The organism is Sphingomonas pokkalii, assembly GCF_003096275.1.
GTDB classification, from domain to species: domain Bacteria; phylum Pseudomonadota; class Alphaproteobacteria; order Sphingomonadales; family Sphingomonadaceae; genus Sphingomonas; species Sphingomonas pokkalii.
Map to the genome: position 1 here is coordinate 2,848,704 of NZ_QENQ01000001.1, position 23,957 is coordinate 2,872,660.

Sequence of the window (23,957 nt, forward strand, 5' to 3'; positions counted from 1 at the left end):
TGACGGATTGTGGAGCTACCACGGGGTACTCCCGAACCGTGATGGTTCAGCAATCGGGCATCTTCACTCAAGAGTGTAGAGCGGCAGGTTTCGACGGACAGCCGAGGGTTCGTTTGCGTTGGCTGGCAAATGGCTCCCTCGAAATTGTTCACACCGCATCGTCTAACGATGTGTTCGCGTCCAACAGCCACTGTTTTGGGCGCCCTATCAAAGTGACTCAGGAACGATAATGCCCAAGCGCACCGACATCTCCTCCATCCTCGTCATCGGCGCGGGGCCGATCGTCATCGGTCAGGCGTGCGAGTTCGATTATTCGGGCACGCAGGCGATCAAGGCCCTCCGGCAAGAGGGCTATCGCATCGTCCTGGTCAATTCGAACCCGGCGACGATCATGACCGATCCCGAGCTGGCCGACGCGACCTATATCGAGCCGATCACGCCCGCGGTCGTCGCCAAGATCATCGAGAAGGAGCGGCCCGACGCCGTCCTGCCGACGATGGGCGGCCAGACCGCGCTCAACACCGCGCTGGCGCTGTTCCGCGACGGCACGCTGGAGAAGTTCGGCGTGACGATGATCGGCGCCGATGCCGATGCGATCGACAAGGCCGAGGACCGGCTGAAGTTCAAGGACGCGATGACCAAGATCGGGCTCGAAAGCGCCCGCTCGGCGATCGCGCATACCGAAGCCGAGGCGCTGACCGCGCTCGACCATGTCGGCCTGCCGGCGATCATCCGCCCCAGCTTCACCATGGGCGGATCGGGCGGCGGCATCGCCTACAACCGCGAGGAATTCATCGCGATCGTGCGCTCGGGCCTGGACCTGTCGCCGACCACCGAGGTGCTGATCGAGGAATCGCTGCTCGGCTGGAAGGAATATGAGATGGAGGTCGTCCGGGATCGGAACGACAATGCCATCATCGTCTGCTCGATCGAGAATATCGATCCGATGGGCACGCACACCGGCGATTCGATCACCGTCGCGCCGGCGCTGACGCTGACCGACAAGGAATACCAGATCATGCGCAACGCATCGATCGCGTGTCTCCGGGAGATCGGCGTCGAGACCGGCGGTTCGAACGTGCAGTTCGCGGTCAATCCGAAGGACGGCCGCCTGATCGTGATCGAGATGAACCCGCGCGTCAGCCGCTCCTCGGCGCTGGCCTCCAAGGCGACCGGCTTCCCGATCGCCAAGGTCGCGGCCAAGCTGGCGGTGGGCTATACGCTCGACGAGATCGACAACGACATCACCGGCGCGACGCCGGCGAGCTTCGAGCCGACGATCGATTACGTCGTCACCAAGATCCCGCGCTTCGCCTTCGAGAAGTTCAAGGGCGCCGAGGCGGTGCTGGGCACGGCGATGAAGTCGGTCGGCGAAGTGATGGCGATCGGCCGCTCGATCCACGAATCGATCCAGAAGGCGCTGCGCGGTCTCGAGACCGGCCTCAGCGGCTTCAACGATGTCGACCGGCTGGTCGGCGCGCCGCGCGACGTGATCGAGGCGGCGCTGACCGTGCGTTCGCCCGACCGGCTGCTGATCGCCGCGCAGGCGATGCGCGAGGGCTTCAGCGTCAAGGAGGTCCAGCGCTTCACCAGCTACGACCCCTGGTTCCTCGAGCGGATCGCCGAGATCCTCGACGCCGAGAAGGACGTCGCGACCAACGGCCTGCCGCAGGACGCGGCCGGCATGCGCCGCCTGAAGGCGATGGGCTTCAGCGACAAGCGCCTCGCCTATCTCGCGCTCAAGTCGGTCAATCTCCGCGCGGGCAGCGAAGTGATGGCGCGCAGCTCGGGGCTGATCGGCGAGGTGGCCAATGCCATCTCCGGCGGCGTGACCGAGGCCGAGGTGCGCAAGCTGCGCCACCGGCTGGGCGTGCGCCCGGTGTTCAAGCGGATCGACACCTGCGCGGCCGAGTTCGAGGCGAAGACGCCCTACATGTACTCGACCTATGAGGCGCCGAGCTTCGGCGAGCCCGAGAACGAGGCCGAGCCGAGCGACCGCCGCAAGGTGGTGATCCTCGGCGGCGGCCCGAACCGGATCGGGCAGGGCATCGAGTTCGACTATTGCTGCTGCCACGCCTGCTTCGCGCTGGCCGATGCGGGCTATGAGACGATCATGGTCAACTGCAACCCGGAGACGGTCAGCACCGACTATGACACCTCGGACCGGCTCTATTTCGAGCCGCTGACCGCCGAGGACGTGCTCGAGATCCTCGAGGTCGAGAAGTCCAAGGGCGAGCTGGTCGGCGTGATCGTCCAGTTCGGCGGCCAGACCCCGCTCAACCTCGCCAAGGCGCTGGAGGATGCGGGCATCCCGATCCTCGGCACGAGCCCCGACGCGATCGACCTGGCCGAGGACCGCGAGCGCTTCGCCGATCTCGTCGCCAAGCTCGGCCTCAAGCAGCCCGCCAACGGCATCGCGCGCAGCCGCGACGAGGCGGTGCGGGTGGCCGAGCGGATCGGCTATCCGGTGCTGATGCGCCCGAGCTATGTGCTGGGCGGCCGGGCGATGGAGATCGTCGACAGCCTCCAGCAGCTCGACGACTATATCCAGACCGCGGTGCAGGTCTCGGGCGACTCGCCGGTGCTGATCGACCAGTATCTGCGCGACGCGATCGAGGTGGACGTGGACGCGATCGCCGACGGCACCGATGTGGTCGTCGCGGGCGTGCTCCAGCATATCGAGGAAGCCGGCGTCCATTCGGGCGACAGCGCCTGCTCGATCCCGCCCTACAGCCTGCCCGCCGAGATCATCGCCGAGATCGAGCGCCAGACCGTCGCGCTGGCGCGTGCGCTCAAGGTGAAGGGGCTGATGAACATCCAGTTCGCGGTCAAGGACGGCGAGGTGTACCTCATCGAGGTCAATCCGCGCGCCAGCCGCACCGTGCCGTTCGTCGCCAAGGCGATCGGTGCGCCGATCGCCAAGATCGCCAGCCGGGTGATGGCGGGCGAGAAGTTGGCGAACCTGCCGAAGATCGACCGCGACATTGATTATATCGCGGTGAAGGAAGCGGTGTTCCCCTGGGCGCGCTTCCCCGGCGTCGATCCGGTGCTCTCACCGGAAATGAAGTCGACCGGCGAAGTGATGGGAATCGATAAGGATTTTGCCACTGCCTTCGCAAAGTCGCAGCTCGGCGCCGGCACGGTGCTGCCGCAGGGCGGCACGGTGTTCGTCAGCGTCAAGCAGGGCGACAAGGCGGTGGTGCTGCCGGGGGTGAAGATCCTCGCCGATCTCGGCTTCAAGATCATCGCGACCAGCGGCACGGCGGAGTTCCTCGCCGCCGAAGGGATCGCGGTGGAGACGGTGAACAAGGTGGCGCAGGGCCGCCCCCATATCGTCGATCGCATCCAGGACGGCGACGTGGCGCTGATCTTCAACACCACCGAAGGCTGGCAGTCGCTCAAGGATTCGATGAGCATCCGCGCTTCGGCGCTGGCGCAGAAGGTACCGTATTTCACCACGGCGCCGGCGAGTGTGGCCGCCGCGCGCGCGATCGCGGCGATGCGAAGCAATCCGCTCGAGGTGCAGCCGATCCAGGCCTATTTCGCCTCGCGGGCCTGATACATCTACTTGAGCCCCTCCTCCTTGGAGGAGGGGCTTTGGGCAGAGATTGCAGAGCAGCGGTTGGTCTCGGTGAGACATAGCCCCATCCCAACCCCGCCCCTAAGGGGGGAGGGTTTTCGTGTTGGGTGCTTTTCCGACCCCCGCCTTGATGTTTCTCCTCCCGCACCTTACAATTCGCATTCGCACAATGGATTTCCCCAACCGATGTGAATGTGCGGACGTCGTTTTCGGGCGACGGTCGGTTCCGGGGGCGTATTGAAGGACTAGGGCGTTATGGCGACCGTCGAAAAGATGCCGATGCTGGCGGAAGGCTATCAGAAGCTCAACGAAGAGTTGAAGCGGCTGAAGGCCGAGCGGCCGCTGATCGTGGACGCGATCGAGGAAGCGCGCGCGCATGGCGACCTTTCCGAAAACGCCGAATATCATGCCGCCAAGGAGCGGCAGGGTCAGGTCGAGGCCTCGATTGCCGATATCGAGGACAAGCTGAGCCGCGCCCAGATCATCGATCCGCGCGAGCTTTCGGGCGACAAGGTCGTGTTCGGCGCGACCGTTACGCTGCTCGATGAGGACGACAAGCCGATCACCTACCAGATCGTCGGTCAGACCGAGGCGGATGCGAGCAATGGCCGCATCTCGTACAACTCGCCGATCGGCCGTGCACTGATCGGCCGCAAGGTCGATGAGGAGGTCGAGGTTTCGGTCCCCGCTGGCGATCGCTATTATCTGGTTTCGAAGATCGAATTCATCTGAGAGCGGCAATGCGAAGGCTGAGCGCTACGACGGCGATCGTCGCCATCACGGTCGTCGTTAGCCTGGTTGTCAGCCTCGCGCCCAATACGCTGGAACTTCAGTATCTCGGCGGGTTCATTCCGGCGCGTTTCTTCGGTGCGGTCGCGATGCCCGGCCGCTGGGCGGTACCTGCGGCACTGACACCGCTTTCGTCCGCGTTGATTCATGCGGGCTTTTTCCACCTCGGCATGAACATGCTGATGCTTGCCTTCACTGGGCGGGAGGCGGAGCGCGCGGTGGGAGGCAAGGGGTTGATCCTCCTGTACCTGGTCGGTGCCTATGCAGCGGCAACGGCGCAGTGGCTGGGCGGTCCGACGTCGACCGCGCCGATGATCGGTGCGAGCGGTGCGACCTCGGCCGTGGTGGGCGCCTATTCGCTGCTGTTCGGGCGCCAGCGCGCCAAGGCGATCGGGCCCATCCCGGCGCAGCTGGTGCATATTGCGTGGTTGGCAGCCGCGTGGATCGGCGTGAACCTCCTGATGGGCTTCGCCTTTCTTCAAGGTGGTGTCGACGTCGCCATCTGGGCGCATGTCGGCGGGTTCCTGATCGGACTGGCGATGGCACGTCCGTTGCTTCTCTGGCGCTGGCGGCACGCCTGACCGAGTCCTTTGCGGGCATCGGCCCGTGCCCGGTGCTCCCGGATCCGCCTCTTTCACCCCGCGTGGAAGCGATCTGCGCAGGCCGTTGCAGCGCTGCGCATTCCGGACCTTAGTAAACCAGAAATCGTTCGACAGCCTTTTGTTGCCCGGCGTAAGAACACGTCCCCGAACAATGCCGCTCAAATGCGGGTGGAAGACGTTTCCGATTGAAGGCACACAAGCGAATGTGTCGCCACTTCGGGTCTTCGAAGATGCAGGTTGCGGCCGGTTCGGAAGCATTCGAAACGGGGGCAAATGGTCGATATTCTCATAACCGGGTTTCCAAGGTCAGGCACGACCTTGGTCACATCCTTGTTGAACAGCCAACCGAACGTAATCGCGCTCGCAGAGCCTTTGGTTGTACCAGAAGGGTTGGATCGGCACGCGGCGGTAGCGTATATCGTCTCCTGCGTGGCGCAATTTCGTGCCAGCGCTCTCGCTGGTGCGCCGCTTCCTACCAAGCATGTCGACGGCAAGATCCCCGATAATTGGGTGGAGCCGCCCCAGCACCATGGCATCTTGCGCCGTGTTCTGGAACAGTGGGGCGCATTGACGTTCGATAAGCCACTTGGCCCGGATTTCACGCTCGCGGTCAAGCATCCGGCCGAATTCACCGCGCTGGCGGATCTGCTGGTGGCGCATTTCCCGATTTACACGATGGTTCGCGATCCGCTTACCGTGCTCGCGGCCTGGCAAACGGTCGACATGCCGGTAAACCGCGGCCACATGCCCAACCTCGAGCGCTTTGCCCCTGCGGCTTGGAAAGAGCAGCTCGATGCGATCGGAGATCCGCTGGAACGGCAAGTCAAGCTTCTCGAATTCCAGCTGCGGACCTATCTCTCGCTGCCGAACGGGCGTGTTCTTCGGTACGAGGATCTCGTTGCAGATCCGAGGGAGACCCTCGCGCCGATCTGTCCCGGGACGTCGGACTATCCCGAGTGCTCTGCCTTCGATCCCGTGCAGCGCTATGCTGGGGTGGACTTTGCTGCATTGATGAAACGGCTGCAGCCGCTTATGCCGATGGTCGAGCATCTCTACCCGGATTTCAGGGATCGATGGGAGGCGAAGCTGCCGGCGAGGACGATGGTGGCCAAGGGGGAAGGGAATCTACTGCCGCAGGCGTCGAGTGCGCCGGGGCCGCACGCCGCGGACGCGCCACGGGCGTTCGTAATGGGCGCGTATATCCCTGCCGGGGGTACGCACATGGCCTATGAAATCGGACGGGTGGCAAGCGAGCAGATCGGCATGACCTGTTATGCGGTGCAATGCGCAGCTGAAAACCCCGATGAGTCGATCTTCGAATACCCGACCCGCTTTGCCACCGTGACGCGCGAAGCGCTGCCGGAGATGGTGCGGCCTCAGGATGTGCTGATCTGCAATCCGTCCTTTTCGAATGGCATTGTGGGGCTAACCCATCATTGCCGCAAGCTGATGTACGTCCAGGGCTTCTCCACATTTGCCGTGCTCGATCGCTGGTTCGATCGGCATGTCGCGGTCGGAGGCTTCGTGCAGGATTTCCTTGCAAATGTTTATGGCTTGGAGGCCCCGATCATCCGGCCGTTTGTCGACCCCGATGGCGCCGTTTCCCCCTTTTGGTGGAACAGGGCGCCGAACTCGGTTTGGTTCTACCTCAAGGGGGACGAGGCGTTGCAGACCGCGCTGCTTGCGCGATTGCGGCAAGAGGTCCGGAGTATCGACGCCGGGGTGGCAAGCGCGGTCGACTGGGAAGGGGCGATCCTGCGGGCGGGGGATTGCAAGCAGCCGGAATTGCTGCGCAAGCTTGGGGAGCGGCGCCATCTGGTTACGCTGGCGGTTTGCGAAGGATTTGGCCTGGTACCGCTGGAGGCGATGGCGATGGGCACAATGGTGCTTGGCTTCGATGGTTTCGGCGGGCGGGATTATATGCGGTCTGGCGCAAACTGCCGCGTTCATCCCTATCCGAACCTGACCGGTATCGCGCAGGACCTGGTGAATGCTTTCCGATATCCTGACCTTGCAGCGGCTATCGCTGGACGCGGGCAGGCAACTGCCGCACGCTATTCGCGAGATCGATTTCGCAAGGCTTGGCAGCGAGAACTGGAAACCCTGATCGCGCGCTGATCCGTCATGGTCGTGCGGCTTCTTCCGGGAAGCGCACGATGACGATTTCCGGGCCACTCCGTTTTCCCTGTTCAGGGCGAAAAACCGCCACGATCCGCCCTTGAGCGATCCACGTACGATATGCCGCATAGGCATCGGGGAACAGGCGACGTTCATCCCGGTACCGTGGATACTGGCTCAGTACGGCATAGTCGGCATGGCAGGTCTGGCGCATCTCTGGCGGCAGGGTCCCGAAGTCGACGTTGGAGCGACTGCCCCGAGCGCTCTGGATCGAGCCGTAGCCCTTGCGTTCCGCGAGGAACGTCCGGGGGTCGACGCAGCCATTGTCGCCCATCGGGAAGCGGAAGCGCCACGGGCCCTGAAGCATGTCGAACGCGAAATGCTCGGCAAAGATCGATCGGACCGCAGGCACGTTTGTCCGCACCCATGCGGTTGCCTGCTGCCGGGTGTCGTGCAGGCGGGCATAGCCCTGTGCGATCGCGGTGGCGGCGAGCGGTGCGAGCAGGGCCAGCATTGCGCAACTCGCAGCGATCGCCATCGGCACCTGGGGGAAGCGCGCCGCGAAAACGCTCCAGGTGCGGTCCAGGGTAATGGCAGCCAGGATCGCCAGCAGGGGCATGAGCGGAAGCGCCCAGCGTTCCCAGACCAGATTCTGGGAGGAGATGAGGGCGAAAAATCCGATAAGGGTGAGCCCGACGATCATCATCACGTCCCTGTCCCTACGAGCGAGGTACATTCCTGAAGCCGCCAACAACAGGCCGAACAGGCCCATCGCCTTTCGAAGGGGTGTGGTGAGGTACCATGCGACGTTCTGTAGGAACGAGCCGCCATTGGCGCCAAGGTGCCAGGCTTGATCCTCCCCGTGCAGGTTCTGGACGACGGTCTGCCAATCGATGACGAGATAAGGTGCGATGGCAACCACGAAACACGGCGCGAGCAGGCCGAACAGGGCGAGGCGGGACAGTATCGCGGTGCCAGCCGCGCGCTGCCGGCGCCATGCGCATGCCGCCGCACCAACAACTGGAAGCGCAATGATGGCGAAGGGCCATTTGGTGGCCACGGCAAGCGCCAGCCAAAGCGCGGCGGCCACATAGTCGCGGCGCTGGTTCTCCCGCGCGATCCGCAGCGCGGCGAGCAGGCCTCCGAGCATGAAGACGCAGCCCATCATGTCCGATCGGACGATCTGCGAGAAGGTAATGTGGACCGGGTTCACTGCCAGCAGCGTGGCAGCAAGCAGCCCGACGCGGACATTCGCCAAGCGTTGGCCGAGCCGGGCAGTCATCGCGATCGTGGCAACGCCGCATAGGGCGATCATCACTCGTCCGGGCAGGATCAGGATCCCGGGATCGTGATAGACCGCCGTCGAGAAAGCGCCGACAGATGCCCATTTTCCACCAATCCATCCTGCGATGAAGGTCACGACGTCGAGTACAGCCAGCGCATACATGGTGACAGTCGCAGGGTGGCCGAACCAGCCCGGATTGAGCGTTGCCGTACGCAACATGCGGAACGCGCCCAATTCGAACATCAGTTCGTCGGGGTCATTCAGGCCGGGCAGCCCAAAATTGATAGCATAAAGGCGCAGCGCGAAGGCTGCCAGCAGGATCAGGCCGAGCGGGTACCAGGTCTTTCGGGGCATAGCCGGTTCAAATACCGCTCACGGTAACATCGCCCACCCGCCCGGACCGGGTGACCGATACGCCGTCTATCATCAGGATCGGAGCGCCGGAGGGCAGGGTAGCGGCGTCTATTCCGGCGAGGTCCAGGCTGTGAGGTCCCTTTGGCGATGATAGCTTGACCGCGCTCGAAAAAGCGCGCGGCGCGCCATAGACAAGGGGGGCAAGCAGCAGGTTGGTGCAGGCGGTGGCGGTGATGGCCGGGCCCTTGGCCGGATGCAGCGCATTGCCGATCTGAACCCGAATGTCGCAGCGCGCGCAATCGGACAAGATCGCCGGCCGAGCCATGTCCTGGATGCGCGTGCCATAGAGAGCAATGCCCGCGCTGTCGCGTGCTTCGAGCCCGATCGCGTTGGCGCCACTGGCGTTGTTCATGCCGCCGAGCAACTGCCCGCCGCTGACGGTAATACTGCCCCGCATCGCGGTGAGCCGGAGAGCGGCGCTGCCACCGGGCGCGAGCGCAACATAGGGGTCGGAAAGATCGATCATCGCGCTTGGGGAGCAATCGCGGATATCGATGGCTACCGCCTCGCATTGATCGAGTATCGGCATCCGCACGTGCAGGTTGACATGGCCTCCAGCGGCACGTCCCCCGATCTGTGCGCTATGGCCGTCGACACGGATTCCAGTCGCGACACCGGCGGACTCGAAGTTGATGATGAAGCTGTCGGCAAACGCCGCGTCGAGCAGCAGGGCTACGCCGTCATCCACGTTCGGATCGCCGCCGATCGAGGCGTTGCAATCTTCCAGGAAGATCGAAGCGTTGCCGCCGGCAAGGCCGATCGCCTTTGTCCCGTCGAGGTGGAAGCCGCGCCAGACCGTCCGCCCGCGCCCGGGCAGGGAGCGAAAGGCGGCGCAATTCTGAAAGCGGGTCCGGACCAGGCCAGAACACACGAATCCACGTGCGTGCTCCATGGCAGCAAGGTCGCTGAATTCACCATAGAGCAAATACTGGGCGCGCAGGCCAGCGGCTTGCCCTTCTCCCGGTTGGTTGCGGGCCAGCGTCAATCCCTGGACCGCGATGCATCGGATGAAATCATTGACGGCGCCCGGTGCGCTTTGCGGGCCGACCTGGAGGACATCGTCTTCGGCATTGCCCAGAACGATCCGTGTTCCTTGGCCCAGGGCACTGCCGCGGGCGCCGGTGCCGCGAATATGGCAATAGGGTCGCGTCACTTGCCAGGTCGCGGCGATCGCATAGTCGCCAGCACCGAGTTGCAGGACGGGATGGGCTTGCAGGCAGGCTTCCAGCGCCGCGCGGCAATCGCCGCTACCATCGGGGCTTGCGCCCCACCATTCCGGGCGCGCGAACGCCGCTGTCGAGCTGTTGAGGTCGAGCGTACCTTTCCCGGTGAGGACAGCCTCGGCGGGCGCCTGAAAGTCTCCGAGGACGCGCAGCGTTCGGCCCTCGGCGATATCGATCCGTGCACCGGGCTGGAGGTGAAGGCTGGTGCGTAGCGTCGTGTTGGCGGTGACGACATGGGTGCCGCTGCCCAGGACAACGCCGTTCCCGGGATTGGCCAGCGTGCTGCTCCGGCCAGGCTGGGTCGTTGCCTGGGCTTGGCCAGGCTGCCTGTAGGCCGCTGCCCCCAGCACCCCAGCGGCGAGTGGCAGGAATGCACGTCGACCGATCGCCGCCTGCGGCCTGTCCGTAGACGGGGCCGTCATTGCTCAGGCTTCGCCAGCGGCGCTGGTTGCAGCGGGCGGGGGCGTCGGATCCAAGGCAGGAATGCCGCATCGGCACGGTGCCGCCAGCGCAGGCTCCAGCCGTCATCGCGTATATCGATCCACACTGTACGGATCGTAAAGAGCGCAATGGATACCGGCGCAAGCATGTTCAGCAGCGGGCGCACGAACATTCCAAGCCCTATGCCGAAGTCTACAAAGACCGGCCGGCCCGCAAGATAGCTGTAGCTAATGATCGTCGGAATAGAATCGAGAATGATCTCTCCTGGAATGCAAGCGATATAACAAATGACCATCGCGAAAGGCCTGCAGATGCCTTCCCAACGCTCCATGAAGATCAAAAGAATGATGAGCGTCTGCGTGTAGCCACCTGCTTCCGACGTAATCAGGGCAAGCGACAGTGCGAACATCGCAGCCCGGAATGGCGGGACTTTTTCCGGTCTTAGCCACGTTGCGAAAGCAGCTAGAAGGAGAATGGCCTGCGCCGAAGTGCGCACTATCTTGATTGCGATGATGCCATTTTCAGCGATTCTTGAGCCTATGACGGCAGTAATCGGAAAACCGCCACCTCCAAATAGCGATTCCAAGGGGATGTAGGTACTCGGATACCAAATATCCAAAACGCTGGCGGACTGGAAGCCCCCCGAAAACTCCGTTATGTTCCGGACAATCTCGAACAACGTGCCTTCGCCAAGTATGGCATACGTAACCAAGTAGACGCAGGCGATCGCGAGGGCGCAGCCTTCGAAGGCAAGCCATTTACGCCGCAGAAGCAGGGAAGCCACGATCGTGACGGTATAGACCTTAAGATTGACTGCCAGCGCCAGAAAGAACCAGCGGAGGCGCGCAGAACGCAGTAACGGACCCATGCCAAGCGCGACAAAGGCGAGGCAGAAGAGGATCAGATTTCCACGCTCGAGTCCGTAGAACATCGGCATTCCCGCACTTAGGGCAAAGCTGCGGGGAAGGCTGGTCTTTGGGTCGATCTTCCAGAACATGCGGCCGATCAGGACGATGTCGAATATGTAAAGCGCGTGAATGCTTGCGATGCCAACCCAATCACAGTCGCGCATTTCAAGGCCGGAGGCAGCCGCGTAGCAAGACGCCTTACCGAAGAGCCTTAGCAGTACAAATGACAGTGGTGGATAAATCGTCATCCAACTGTCGTAGGCGCCGCGGTTATGGGCCCAATATGCAGTATTGAACCAGTCCATCCAAATGTCGCCGGGGACGTAGAAGAATGGCTGTGGAAAATAGCCATCATAATACAGTATCCACATGACGCGCATCAGTGCGATCAGGACAATGATCGCAAATGACCACTCTACCCATAAGCCAACGCGGCTAGCGCGAGACGAGCGGTTCTCGTCCTGCTTCAACGGTTCACCAGCTACGTTCATGCGTTGCTTGCTTTAAAAACAAGTAGCTTCAGGGCGAAGTAGTTCACGATCGAGACCAGGAATGCAGCGAGAATGCCGGCTGCGTAAGGCGACTGGATCACCTTCGACAGGAGCCATAATGTGCCGAGGCTGAGGGCGTAGTTCACAGCATAACTTATCACGAAGCGCAGCTTGGCAGGGCCGGCTTCCTTGAAGACATGGCGGCTATAGGTCAGATAATTGAATGCCATGCCGATAAGGTGGGACAGGAGCTGCGCGGCATAGCGATCCATGCCCAGCCAGACCAGCGCCGCATACAGGCCGATCCCAAAAGCAGTATTTACGATACCGGCCTGATAGTAGCGCCACAGCTCGCGCAGCTGCGATGGCGTGATCGCTCGTGCGATCACGGCTGCACCGGGAAGTTGATGCGCTCCTTCTCGATCACCAGCGGGGTTTTGCGCGTACGGTCAGAGATCATGCGCACATGATCGCCCAACAAACCGAGGAAGCCGAACAGCATTGCGAACTGCGCCTGGATGACCATCGCGATGAACCAGCCGGCAATCGGCCTACCGAGGAAGAAAGCGGCGATTCCACCCAGAAACATCAGCATCGTGAAGATGCCGCCAAGCACGCCGATGTAAATCGGAACGCGCAGCAGGCCCTTCGACGATCCGGTTAGGCCGGCTACCGCAAAATCAAGCAACGCCATGAAGTTGTTGTTCGATTTTCCGCGGGCCCGCGGCGGGCGGGCATATGGAATCGTCTCCAGCGGATAGCCGGTTTCTACAAGCATTCCACGGAAGAAGGGTTCGGGCTCGTGGATTGCCTTGATCGTGTCAACGACGCGACGGCTGTACAGTCCGAAGCCGGTTGCGTTTGGGATGATCGGATGATCGCCAAACCGAGCGGCCAGCGCATAGGATAGCGAACGGGTGGCGCGCAAGATGGCGCCCGAGCGCTCATTCTCCCGAACGCCCAGGACGATATCGATACCCGCGCGCCACCGTTCGACGAAGCGCGGCAAAAGCTCGGGGGGATCCTGGAAATCGGCGCACATGCCTACCACCGCGCGCCCGGTCGCTTCGAAAATGCCGTGCGTAGGCGAGCGCATCTGGCCGAAGTTGCGTGTGTTGACGATTAACTTGATGCGATGGTCACGCGCGCACATCGCCCGGATGATGGAGACCGTGGCATCCGTCGACTCATTGTCGATGAAGATGATATCGAAGGTGATATCCAGTGGCTCCAGCTGGGCAATCACGGCCGCACCGATCGCCTCGGCGTTCGCTTCTTCGTTTCGACATGGAATGACGACCGACAGATCTGGCACCAGTGGAAGCTTCGCTTTCCCGGTAACAGCCTGAGTAGGCAAAGAGATTGACTGCTCGGTCATCGCCGCGATGCTCCTGCGTCTCCGCCGGCCGGGCTGAGTGATGGCACTGCCTCGAGGGGGGGGCGCAAGTGATAGAACTCAATTACCAAGCCCAGTACCACAATCAGAGCGCCCAATACGGCAAAGATGATATTATACTGCCTATCAGGATCAATATAGGCTGGCTCTAAAATGCGAACATTGGCAGTGGATGCCAGATCTTCGACGGTAGTACCTTCCAAGAATCGCTTGTAATTCTGATACAAGTTGCGTGCGAGATCGAGTTCGCGTTGCAGCTTTTCCAGCGTTATCGACCGGTTTACGATCCCGCCAAGAGAAGTGCTGCCCGTGTTCGCTGTCGATCGCGCAGCAGCCAGCTGCTGCTGCAACACACCAAGTTCTGCTTCTGAGCGCCGAACCTGAATGTTGTCATCTGTAGCGAATTTCTTGAGGGCGGCAATTTCGCCCTGCTTGCTCAGAATTTGCTCCTGAAGCGCGTTGATGCGAAGTGCGGTTTGTTGGATTGCGCCTTGGGGATCACCTTCGCCGTTAAGCAGGCGGAAGTTATCATAGGCGGTCTGCGCAGCGAAGAAGCGCTTCGAGGATGTGCTGAGAAGTGTCTCGAGGATATTGCGCTTGTACGAGGTCTGCCCACGCGCAATCTCGGCGAGTTGCGCCCGGACCGCCTCGGCATATGTGCGGACGATGGTCTGCGCGAATTTTGCGTCGCGATAATCCATCTCCACTTGCAGAATGCCGCCACGCAGCGTGCGGACGTCGACTTTGCGATCAATCCAGCGATTGGCTTGCTGCGGCGTTACGCCAAGCGCCCGATCGAGCTTCAGCGAGTCGACTACCTTGGCCCGTACATAGGGGCTGCGTGCGACCTTGAGACTGATCTCCAAGGCGGCTTGGCTTCCAAACACGCTCGACCCTGCACCAAGTTGCCCGAGCGTTCCGCTTAGGCCCAGGCTGCCGGGATCGGTGGGAGTCATGCTAACCGCCGCGCGATAGTGCTCCGGGAAAAAGGTGAGCACGGCGCAAGCGCCGGCCAGCACGCACACCAACGTCCGTCTAGCAGCGGGAATGCGGAGCACTGGTGCCATCGCGAGGCGTCCTACCAAGCTCGTGGGACGACGGCTCATCGCAGTGCCACCACGGCGGCAGCCGCCAAGCCGAATTGGAAGATGATCTGGCTGATGTCGCGGATCTTCGACAACACCGAGGTGGACCGCGACTTGATCGGAACGAACACGACGTCGCCCGGAAGAACCCGCGCGCTCAGAGCCCCCTGCTTCTTACTCAAAATGTCCCCATTGGCTCGGACGACGAAAACACGTCCCCGATCGGCATAGCGCTGCAAGCCGCCGGCGCGCTCGATATATTGGCTAACCTTCATCGGTCCATCGGAACTCAGCAGGAACGACGCCGGACGATAGACCGCGCCGAATACGCCAACGGTTTCTACGCGCGGCGGAATGATGATGCGATCATTGTTCTCGAGCAGCAGCGAGCCGTCGAGTTCGCGCGCATTGGGGGCAATACCCAACACGAGCCGGCCATCTGGCTCCTTGTTCCTCAGCTCGGCAAGGATCTGCTGCGAAGCAGTCAAACGTTCGGCCGCGCTATTCTGCTGTAGCGCCGGATCCGCGTCCAGCGGTGCGGCCGCCAGCATCTGGTCCAACTGATCGAGTGCTTGCAAATAGCCCTGTCGCTGCTGCTCCCGGACCGATTGGCGCAGCAGCTTCGTGCCGTAGATATAGGCGCGTGACGTTGTGCCACCCGCCATCTGCAAAACCTGCGACATCGGTGTATTTGGCTCGACATAATAGTTGCCGGGCCGTTCAACTTCGCCCTCGATCCGCACCAGTACCGATTGATGCGCCAGCGGCTGAACCAGGTTTCCTTCGGCGAGGACCTGGATCATGTCCCCGCCTTCGACCGGCAGCGTCGCGAACTCGCTTCGCGCAATTTCGCGGCTGCCGACGGTCGAATGGTCACTCAGCCGATAGAGCAGGATGCGCGATGCATCCGCGAGCTGCGCCGGACCACCGGCTTGGGCCAGCGTATCACCCACAGTTTCGCCCGGAAGCGCCTCGTAGATCGCCTCTTCGTTCACACTTCCCACAACGGCGACTTGCTTGCCAACCGCAGGAATGTAGAGAACATCCTCGTTGTTCAGGATGGCATCCTGCGACTTATCGCCTTTGCGGATGAGGTCGTATAGGTCGAACGAGCGCACGAGCTTGCCGCCGCGACGCAACTCCACCCGGCGGAAGCTGCCGCCTGCGCCAGGCCCCCCCGCGGCGAGCACGGCATTCACGAGAGTCGAAAGAGAGTTCAGGCTGTAGGCCCCGGGATTGTTTGCAAACCCGGTAACATAGACGCGAAGCCCCTGGAGCTTCTGAACGCTGACCGTCACTTCGTATCCGCGATACTTGCGGCCGATGGCGCGAGAGACCGTGTTCTGCAGGTCGCGGAACCGGACGCCAGCGACATTAACGGTGCCCACGTTCGGCAGGAATATCTGCCCCGAACGATCGACTTCGAAGTCGGCACTGCCATCGATCGAACCGGTCAGATTGATATGGACGGTGTCGCCAATTGCGACCGGGTAATCGGGCGGAATGGTCGCCGTAGCAGGCACGGCATAATCGCGATCACTCGGTAACAGCAGATCGCTGCCAAACCGCTTGACCTTATGGCCGACGGAGCGCGCCACGAAATCTTCGAACTCGCTCGGCTTCGCCAATGGCTTCACGCGCGGCGTCAGCGTTGCCTTGCCGTCCGGATCCATGCCGAGGATCAGCGTACTCGTCTGGCCCGAGCCCTGCGTGTTGCTCGCGATCGACCCGGGCTGGAAGCTCGACTGCGGCTGAACCTGGCTGGATCCTTGGCCGTAATCGTTGGTGCCCGATTGCGAGCCGGATTGCGAGTTGTTGTTATTATTAGACCGGTTGCCCTGCTGCTGCTGGGTTTGCTGGTATGTGGGATCCGTGACCTGCGCCATCGCCGGAGCCTGCAGCGCAACGAGCGGCGCCACGCCACAAAGCAAAGCCGCCGCATGCCGAATGCGTACAATCCGGCCAAAGCGGGAGTCGGTGGATTCTGAGATCATGCCGCGTCCTCGGCCAAAGTTTTGAGATAGGTCATAGTATCCAGGATTTGCTCTGAAATGGGAGTGGATGGGATGCCATGCGCAGACAACAAGTTGGCATAGGCATCAACGTCACCGTGATAGATATCGGCTTGCGCGATGCCAATCGCCGCACGATGCACGCCCGCACCGGGAAGCGCAGCGGCAATAGCCTGGGCGACCTCGGCCAGTTCCATCGGGGTGCCACCGCTATCGAAGCGTATGACCATTCCCGGCTGGGCCGAGGCCAGCAGCGAAAGACCGAGCGCGATAATCTCGCGAATGGGGACATAGGCGCGGACGACGGCACGCGGCGCGCGGACTTCAATCGTGCGGCCGGCCAGCGCATCCAGCAGGAAGCTGGCAAAGGCATAGGCCTGATGCTTGTTGATATAAGGTCCGGTGACGTTGAAAATTCGTGCGATGACGAGCGTCTTGGCTGATCGTTCCGCCCATGCGGCGAAGCGATCTTCGTCCTCGCGCTTCATCGCGCCATAGAGCCGCATCTCGGGGGCGGCGGCTGCGTCGTCGGCGCGATAGGCGGCCCCCGACGAGGCGAGAAATACGCCATCGACGCCGATCGCATCCAGCGCGCCCAGAACGCGATGCGAAATCGCATCGTTCGCGGCGCGATAGGCCGCTTCGTCCATGTCGATCGCACGATCCTTGGTAAGGAACGCGAAATGCAACAGCCAGCTGGGCTGCGCGGGCAGGGAGGCAATCTCCGCCAGCGGCCGCTGCTCCACACTCTTTCCGCCGCGCAACGCAAGGGTGCGGGCGACCGATCCGAAGCAGACAACTTGACGCGCAAATGCCTCGCTGCCCAGTGCATCGAGCAGGCATTCCAGGGTTGCGAGGCCAACCCAGCCGCTGGCGCCGGTCACCACAATACGGCGATCACCCTGGCGAAGGTGCGCGAGGATGGACGGTGTGAGCACGCGCTAGAACGCCGTCGCTAGACGGGACAGCTGGATATCGACGGGCTGCGCCCGAGAAAGCAGGGTGGCGGACAGTTCCGGAAACGCGTCGAACGAAAGCCCGGCGGGGAGGCTCCACCCGTCTTCCGCATAACCATAGGTCAGAAAGGCAAAGGGCATCGCCAACGCATTGGCGGCGCCGTAATCGAGTTCGCTGTCGCCGACGAACAGGCAGTCCTCGGCCTCGCAACCAAGCGCAGCAAGCGTCATATCGAGGAGATCGGTGGCCGGTTTCGGACGCAGAGTAGGCCGGCCACCGACAACCACTTCGAAATACTCCGCGATCCGGGTGTCGCGCAGCACGTTCTCGCAAAGATTCTGCGGCTTGTTCGAGCAGATGGCAAGACGCAGCCCGTGCTCGCGCATCGCACGCAGGCCTTCCGGCACGCCGGCGAACAGCGTTGATGGGCAGGTTACGCGATCCTGATAGCGGCTGCGAAATTCGATCAGGTCCGCTGCAGGGTCCATTGCCGCGGGTCCAAGCAGCGAGGCGACCATGGTCTGTCCGCCCAGGCTCATGAAGCCGCGTGCATAGGACCGGTCGATCGCATGAATGACGCCGCGATCCTCGATCATCTCTGACAGGATATCCACGCAGGTGGCACAGCTGTCCACCAGCGTGCCATCCAGGTCGAAGATCACGGCCTCGCTCATTGGGCGGTCTCTTGGCGCGGCATCGCCATGGCGATTTCGAGCTCTTCGCGCGGTAGGAAGGGCGACAGATCTTCCAGCGAAGGGGAGACCATCGTTCCGTCCTCCAGGCGCCGCGAGCTCAGCTTGGGCGCGAATTCCTGCGCCTTGTCGATGCGGATTTCGCAGATTTGCGGGCCTTCGGCATCCAGGGTTACCTTGATCGCCGCGGCCAGACCGGCGTGATTATCCACCGAGCGCGCTGCGATGCCAAAGCCTTCGGCCAGACGGCAGAAGTCCGGGAACGTGAGGCCGCTATCCGGGCCACAACCGACGATCCCGTCCGGGAAGTGGTTCTGCTGCGACTGGCGTATCGAATGATAGCCATCGTTGTTGAGTACGAAGATCTTCACCGGCAGCTTGTTGCCGACGATCGTCTGCAACTCCTGCAGGTTCATCATGATGCTGCCGTCACCCGCCAAGCAGATGATGCGCTTGGCATCCCCGGCGTAATGTGCGCCGATCGCAGCCGGCAGATCATAGCCCATCGAGGCGCAGCCGGAGTTCGTGTAAAGGCGCTGGCCGGCCTTGATCCGTGCCGCCTGGAACGTCGTCACACAGGCCGTGCCATCGCCGGCAACGATGACTTCGCCCTCTTCGAGGAGATCAAAGAGCTCAGCGGTGAACACGTACGGGTTGATCAGGCCTTCGCTGGTCCGATATTCCGGCAAGACCACGGGGTAGCGTGCGCAACGATCGCGGCAATGCGCAAGCCACGTCCGACGCGCGCGGGCGTGATCATCGGCCGGGACGCCAATCACCTTTGCTGCAGCGAAAAAGTCGGCCAGATCGGCATGGACGGGACGATGCAGCGAAAGCGTTGGCTTTTCCAACTCGGTACGATCGATCTCGACCATCGCGATCTTGGCGCCGCGCGCGAAGCTGCCCCAGTTATAGCTGATCTGGCGAATATTCAGGCGCGAGCCGAGTACGAGCACATAATCGGCACTTTGCACCGAGAAATTGCCGCCGCGATCGCCGACGGTGCCGGGCCGACCGACATAGAGCGGATGCGCGTCCGGCAGAACGTCGTGCGCATTCCAGCAGGTCGCTACCGGGATGCCGCGACTTTCCACGAACTCGAGGAAGCGGGCATGTTCCCCCGAAATACGAACGCCCGCACCGGCCATGACGATCGGGCGCTCGGCTGCGTGCAATTCAGCCAACAGCGCTGCAACTTCGGCGTTGAGCGCATCGCCCTTGAGCAGGCCCAGTTCCGCTGCGTTGTTGTCCGCTTCGTCCGCATGGTCGGTATCGCTGGCAGGATCATAGCCTTCCAACTGGTCCGGATCCACCGGAGCAGCCTGCACATCGATCGGAACGTCGATCCACACAGGGCCGGGCCGGCCGCGGCGCGAAAGGTGGATGGCTTTTTCCACGACCTTCCGGGCATCGAGCGGGTCGTTCAGAACGACGGCATATTTGGTGATGGGCTTCGCCATCGCGACGATGTCGACTTCCTGATCGCCGAGCTGGCGCAGGGGCAGGGGATAGTTCGGCGCGCAGGTCTCGCGCTTCACCTGACCCGAAACCACCACCATCGCGATGGAGTCGGTATAGGCCCCATAAACGCCATTCAGCGCGTTCACCCCGCCCGGGCCGGTCGTCACGTTGACGGCGGCCGGCCGGCCTGACAGGCGGCAATAGCTTTCCGCGGCGATCGCTGCGGCTTGCTCATGATGGGTGAAGATCTTGCGAAGACCACGCTCCCGGCCGAGGGCATCGTTGAGATGCATCGCACCTCCACCCGTCAGCATGAAAACGTCTTGAATCCCGTTTTCAACGAGAAGCCTTGCAATCAAATCAGCAACGCGAATCTTGGTCATTATATGGGGGCCTAACCGTCTACTGGGCCGAACCGGTCAGGCTGCCGCAGCCATGCTGGCTGCCTGGCGCTTTTCCATCATCGTGATGCGTGCTTCGTCTTCGGCAGCGATCGACTTGTAATAGTTGCGCTTGTTCTGCAGCCAGAGCAGCTCGAACTCGATGGCGAGTTCCATGCCGCGTGCTGCCTGCTCGCCATCGAGAACGGCAGCGTCGAAGATGACCTTGCGCGTCTCGAAGCGATCGAGGCGGATTTCACGTACGCTGCGCAGCTGTGCGATCGAATCCGGGCTTACGCCGCCGCCGATCACCAGATCGACATTGGCGGACTTGGCGACTTCCGCGACCTTGCGGGCATAGCCGAGCATTTCGTCGGTATTCACGAAATCGCGGGTGTGGCCGAGCGAGCCGGCGAAATCGACGCGGCCCAGCACCATGCCCACGCCGGCCTCACGGGCGATTTCGCCCATGGCATCGACCTGGTGATAGGTCGAGATCGTCTCGACGTTGAACAGGAAGCCGACCTCGGCACGTTCGTCCGCGTCGAACACCTTGTTCTTGGCCGCAACATACTTGGTCAGCGCATAGGGGGTCTCGACCATCGGGGCGATGACATAGTCGATACCGAACTGACGGCCTTCGATCAGGTCGCGGATCGCTTCGCAGCCACCGATCTTGAGGCCAACCTTCAGATCGGCCCGGCGCGCGATTTCGAGCAGGCGCAGAAACTCGTCGACGCGCGTGCCTTCCGCTTCAAACTCCGCCTTGACGGCGTTGAAGCCGAAGTTGGCCCGGCCTTCGCGGAGAATGGCCAACATGCGCTTTTCCAGAATGTTCATTCGTTTCCTCCCGCGTTATGCGGCTTGTTCGGTTTGTATGTGCTAAAGTTCAGGCCGCGTTCTTGATGAAATTCCGGATCATTTCAACCGTATAGCTGATATGGCCTTCGGTAAGACCCGGGTAGAGGCCGACCCAGAAGGTGTTGGTGGTGACGAGATCAGCGTTCGTAAGATCGCCGACGACGCGGTAGTTGCGGCCCTTCATGTAAGGCTGGCGCAGCAGGTTCCCGCCGAACAGAAGGCGGGTGCCGATCTTCTTGGTGTTCAGATACTTCACCAGCTCGTCACGATCGACATTGGATTCCGGGCGGATGGTGATGGGATAACCGAACCAGGAAGGAACGCTGTTGGGGGTCGCTTCCGGCAGGATCAGCACTTCCTCAAGGTCGCGCAGCTGTTCGGTAAGCAGGTCGAAATTGCGCTGGCGCGCTGCGATGAAGCCATCCAGGCGATCGAGCTGGGCCAGGCCCACGGCGGCCTGCATATCCGTGATCTTCAGGTTGTACCCGGCGTGGCTGTACGTGTACTTGTGATCATAGCCCATCGGCAACGATCCCAGGCGACGACCGAAGCGCTTGCCGCAGGTATCGTCCTTGCCCGGTGCACACCAGCAATCGCGACCCCAATCGCGCATCGATTCGATGACGCGCTTCAAACGTGGCTTGTCCGTGAATACGGCGCCCCCTTCGCCCATGGTGATGTGGTGCGCCGGATAGAAGCTGAGTGTACCGATATGGCCGAACGTGCCCACATTCTGACCGTTGAAGGTTGCTCCGAGCGCGTCGCAGCAATCTTCGACGACCCAGAGGTTATACTTCTCCGCCACGCGCATCACTTCGCCGATGTCGAAGGGATTGCCGAGCGTATGCGCGATCATGATCGCCCGCGTGCGGTCCGTCACCGCCGCCTCGATCATATCCGGCTTCACGTTGTAGGTGGGGATATCCACATCCACGAATACCGGCACCAAGCCGTACTGCAGCGCCGGGTTGACGGTGGTCGGGAAGCCCGTCGCGACGGTGATGACCTCATCGCCTGCCTTCAGCGCTTCGCCTCGGAAATAGTGCGAGGTGAGCGTCGAAAGCGCGAGGAGATTGGCCGATGAGCCCGAATTGGTGGTCAGTGCATGTTGCACGCCGATACGCTGGGCCAGCTTGGCCTCGAACGCATCATTGAAGCGTCCGGTGGTCAGCCAGAAATCGAGCGCGGAATCGACGAGATTGCAGACATCGGTGTCGCCGAAGACCTTGCCGGAAACCGGGACAGGGCTGACACCAGGCTCGAACGGCTTGGTCGCATGGAAGCGACGGGCATATTCGCCGGTCAGCCCCAGGATCATCGAGCGAAGCTCGGCTTCGTCGCAATCCTTGCTCAGGCTAGTCAGATCAAAGGAAGAGACGTCGACGGTCATCGGATTCTTTCTGTGTAGCTGCGGTCGCAAGAAGAGCGCGATAATCCGCCAATTGATCGAGGGTCGTCTGTAGAACGTTCGCGCCACCGGCGACGGCGCGGTGCCAGTCGACGATCCATTCGAGCGCGCGATTCAGCGGAAGCGCCGGCCGCCAGGCGAGTTCGGTCCGGGCCTTGGAGCAATCGAGTTTGAGAACGCCAGCCTCGTGCAGTTTCGCATCGTGGTCGCGATCCCAGCCGGGTGCACCCCATGCCGTCGTCAGGCGATCGGTGATCCAGTCGACCGGCCGCACATCGTCATCCGACGGTCCGAAGTTCCAACCGGTGGAAGCGGTTACATCGCCCGAATAAAGCCGTTCGGCCAGAAGGAGATAGCCGCTCAGTGCGTCGAGAACATGCTGCCATGGGCGGATCGCATGCGGCGAGCGGATATAGGGGCGGTCGCCCGCGATCAGCGCTCGGATGATATCGGGAATCAGGCGATCCTTGGCCCAATCCCCGCCACCGATGACGTTGCCTGCCCGCCCGGAAGCGAGCAGGGCGGGGCCGTTCTGGAAAAAGCTGCGCCGCCAAGCCGCAATCGCGAGTTCCGCTGCGCCCTTGCTGCTCGAATACGGATCATAGCCGCCCATCGGATCGCTCTCGCGATAGGGCCAAACCCATTCCCGGTTCTCGTAGCATTTGTCGCTGGTCACGCACACGATCGCCCGGAGGGCGGGTGCGCGGCGACAGGCATCGAGCACGTGCACGGTGCCTTGCACGTTCGTCGCATAGGTTTCGACCGGCATCTCGTAGGACAGGCGTACCAGCGGCTGGGCGGCAAGATGCAGCACAACCTCCGGGTCGGCGTCGGCCATGGCCGCTTCCACCGCCGCGAAGTCGCGGATATCCCCTTCGATGTGCGTCAGCGCATCGGCAACGCCTGCCTGGCGAAACAGGCTGTCCTGCTCCGCCGGCAGCGAAAAGCCGGTCACCTTAGCGCCCATCTGCGTGAGCCAAAGGGACAGCCACGCGCCTTTGAACCCGGTATGCCCGGTCAAGAAAACGCGGCGATTGTTCCAGAATGAAGGGGTCACCAGACTTTCCAAGGGGCACCAGCGGCCCACAGTTCCTCAAGATGATGCTTGTCGCGCAGCGTATCCATCGGCTGCCAGAAGCCATCGTGGCGATATGCTACAAGATCCCCGTTCGCGGCCAGCTTTTCGAGCGGCTCGCGCTCCCAGATGGTCTCGGGGGCATCGATGAGATCGATTACCGACGGGTCGGCAATGAAGAAACCGCCATTGATGAGAGCGCCGTCGCCATCGGGCTTTTCACGGAAGCTGCGCACGAGATCGCCGTCGAATTCCAGTGCACCGAAACGTCCCGGCGGTGCAACGGCAGTAATGGTGACCTTACGGCCATGTTGGCGATGAAATTCGAGCTGCCGCGTGATGTCCACGTCGGAGACGCCGTCGCCATAGGTGAAGCAAAACGGCTCGCCTTCGTCGAGGTGATTTCGGACGGCCTTCAGCCGACCGCCGGTCATTGTCGACGCGCCGGTTTCGACCAAGGTGACCCGCCAAGGCTCACTCCAGTTTTGATGGACTTCCATCTTGTTGTTCGCAAGGTCGATGGTTACATCCGCTGTATGCAAGAAGTAATTTGCAAAATACTCCTTAATCATGTAGCCTTTGTAACCAAGACAGATCACAAAATCATTCACTCCATGGTGTGAATAAATTTTCATAATGTGCCAGATGATCGGCATTCCACCGATATCCACCATGGGTTTTGGGCGAACGGACGTTTCTTCGCCTAGCCGAGTACCTAGTCCGCCAGCCAATATTACTGCTTTTGTCAACGCACTGCCCCGGTCACTCTATAGTATCGG

The 23,957-nt window shown here is 61.9% G+C and carries 18 protein-coding genes; 4 read left to right on the forward strand and 14 right to left on the reverse strand.

Annotated features, from left to right (window positions below):
* Window positions 1-229: 229 nt before the first annotated feature.
* From carB to DD559_RS13065, 4 genes are all read left to right on the forward strand, one after another.
* Window positions 230-3,559 carry a carbamoyl-phosphate synthase large subunit gene (gene carB, locus DD559_RS13050; protein WP_116469557.1) on the forward strand — a complete coding sequence of 1,110 codons (3,330 nt, stop codon included), beginning with the start codon at window positions 230-232 and terminating at the stop codon, window positions 3,557-3,559.
* A 276-nt stretch (window positions 3,560-3,835) separates the two neighbouring features.
* The gene (greA, locus tag DD559_RS13055) at window positions 3,836-4,312 is read left to right on the forward strand and encodes a transcription elongation factor GreA (RefSeq protein ID WP_116469558.1); all 477 of its coding nucleotides are present in this window, start codon (window positions 3,836-3,838) and stop codon (window positions 4,310-4,312) included.
* An 8-nt stretch (window positions 4,313-4,320) separates the two neighbouring features.
* Complete coding sequence (locus DD559_RS13060; RefSeq protein WP_116469559.1) at window positions 4,321-4,950, forward strand: rhomboid family intramembrane serine protease; 630 nt, start codon at window positions 4,321-4,323, stop codon at window positions 4,948-4,950.
* A 294-nt stretch (window positions 4,951-5,244) separates the two neighbouring features.
* Entirely contained in the window at window positions 5,245-7,089 is a 1,845-nt protein-coding gene (locus tag DD559_RS13065; RefSeq protein WP_116469560.1) for a sulfotransferase, read from the forward strand.
* Between the two features lie 4 nt (window positions 7,090-7,093).
* On the opposite strand, the gene DD559_RS13070 is transcribed toward DD559_RS13065, so the two are convergent.
* Genes DD559_RS13070 through rfbF form a run of 14 tightly spaced genes read right to left on the reverse strand, consistent with a single transcriptional unit; the run spans window position 7,094 to window position 23,927 of the window.
* Complete coding sequence (locus DD559_RS13070; RefSeq protein WP_116469561.1) at window positions 7,094-8,728, reverse strand: ArnT family glycosyltransferase; 1,635 nt, start codon at window positions 8,726-8,728, stop codon at window positions 7,094-7,096.
* 7 nt (window positions 8,729-8,735) lie between these two features.
* Complete coding sequence (locus DD559_RS13075) at window positions 8,736-10,433, reverse strand: hypothetical protein (protein ID WP_133243821.1); 1,698 nt, start codon at window positions 10,431-10,433, stop codon at window positions 8,736-8,738.
* On the reverse strand, window positions 10,430-11,851 hold the full coding sequence (locus DD559_RS13080) for a hypothetical protein (RefSeq protein WP_116469563.1): 1,422 nt from the start codon (window positions 11,849-11,851) through the stop codon (window positions 10,430-10,432). Before DD559_RS13080 ends, DD559_RS13075 begins: the two co-directional genes overlap by 4 nt.
* A complete protein-coding gene (locus DD559_RS13085) occupies window positions 11,848-12,240 on the reverse strand; it encodes a GtrA family protein (RefSeq protein WP_116469564.1) in 393 nt (130 codons plus the stop codon). The genes DD559_RS13080 and DD559_RS13085 overlap by 4 nt, the downstream gene beginning before the upstream one ends.
* Window positions 12,237-13,229 carry a glycosyltransferase family 2 protein gene (locus tag DD559_RS13090; RefSeq protein ID WP_116469565.1) on the reverse strand — a complete coding sequence of 331 codons (993 nt, stop codon included), beginning with the start codon at window positions 13,227-13,229 and terminating at the stop codon, window positions 12,237-12,239. The genes DD559_RS13085 and DD559_RS13090 overlap by 4 nt, the downstream gene beginning before the upstream one ends.
* Entirely contained in the window at window positions 13,226-14,314 is a 1,089-nt protein-coding gene (locus DD559_RS13095) for a GumC domain-containing protein (RefSeq protein WP_165831090.1), read from the reverse strand. Before DD559_RS13095 ends, DD559_RS13090 begins: the two co-directional genes overlap by 4 nt.
* A 35-nt stretch (window positions 14,315-14,349) precedes the next feature.
* Window positions 14,350-16,326, reverse strand: coding sequence for an SLBB domain-containing protein (locus tag DD559_RS13100; protein ID WP_116469567.1), 1,977 nt, complete (start codon window positions 16,324-16,326; stop codon window positions 14,350-14,352).
* Window positions 16,323-17,282, reverse strand: coding sequence for an NAD-dependent epimerase/dehydratase family protein (locus DD559_RS13105; RefSeq protein WP_116469568.1), 960 nt, complete (start codon window positions 17,280-17,282; stop codon window positions 16,323-16,325). Before DD559_RS13105 ends, DD559_RS13100 begins: the two co-directional genes overlap by 4 nt.
* 3 nt (window positions 17,283-17,285) lie before the next feature.
* Complete coding sequence (locus DD559_RS13110) at window positions 17,286-17,975, reverse strand: HAD family hydrolase (RefSeq protein WP_116469569.1); 690 nt, start codon at window positions 17,973-17,975, stop codon at window positions 17,286-17,288.
* The gene (locus tag DD559_RS13115; protein WP_116469570.1) at window positions 17,972-19,837 is read right to left on the reverse strand and encodes a thiamine pyrophosphate-binding protein; all 1,866 of its coding nucleotides are present in this window, start codon (window positions 19,835-19,837) and stop codon (window positions 17,972-17,974) included. The genes DD559_RS13110 and DD559_RS13115 overlap by 4 nt, the downstream gene beginning before the upstream one ends.
* Window positions 19,838-19,873: 36 nt before the next feature.
* Window positions 19,874-20,674, reverse strand: coding sequence for an aldolase/citrate lyase family protein (locus DD559_RS13120; RefSeq protein WP_116469571.1), 801 nt, complete (start codon window positions 20,672-20,674; stop codon window positions 19,874-19,876).
* A 49-nt stretch (window positions 20,675-20,723) separates the two neighbouring features.
* Window positions 20,724-22,085 (reverse strand): lipopolysaccharide biosynthesis protein RfbH, encoded by a 1,362-nt coding sequence (gene rfbH / locus DD559_RS13125; protein WP_116469572.1) that lies wholly within the window; start codon window positions 22,083-22,085, stop codon window positions 20,724-20,726.
* Window positions 22,060-23,190 carry a CDP-glucose 4,6-dehydratase gene (rfbG, locus tag DD559_RS13130; RefSeq protein WP_368389688.1) on the reverse strand — a complete coding sequence of 377 codons (1,131 nt, stop codon included), beginning with the start codon at window positions 23,188-23,190 and terminating at the stop codon, window positions 22,060-22,062. The genes rfbH and rfbG overlap by 26 nt, the downstream gene beginning before the upstream one ends.
* Window positions 23,157-23,927, reverse strand: coding sequence for a glucose-1-phosphate cytidylyltransferase (rfbF, locus tag DD559_RS13135; RefSeq protein WP_116469574.1), 771 nt, complete (start codon window positions 23,925-23,927; stop codon window positions 23,157-23,159). Before rfbF ends, rfbG begins: the two co-directional genes overlap by 34 nt.
* Between the last annotated feature and the right edge of the window lie 30 nt (window positions 23,928-23,957).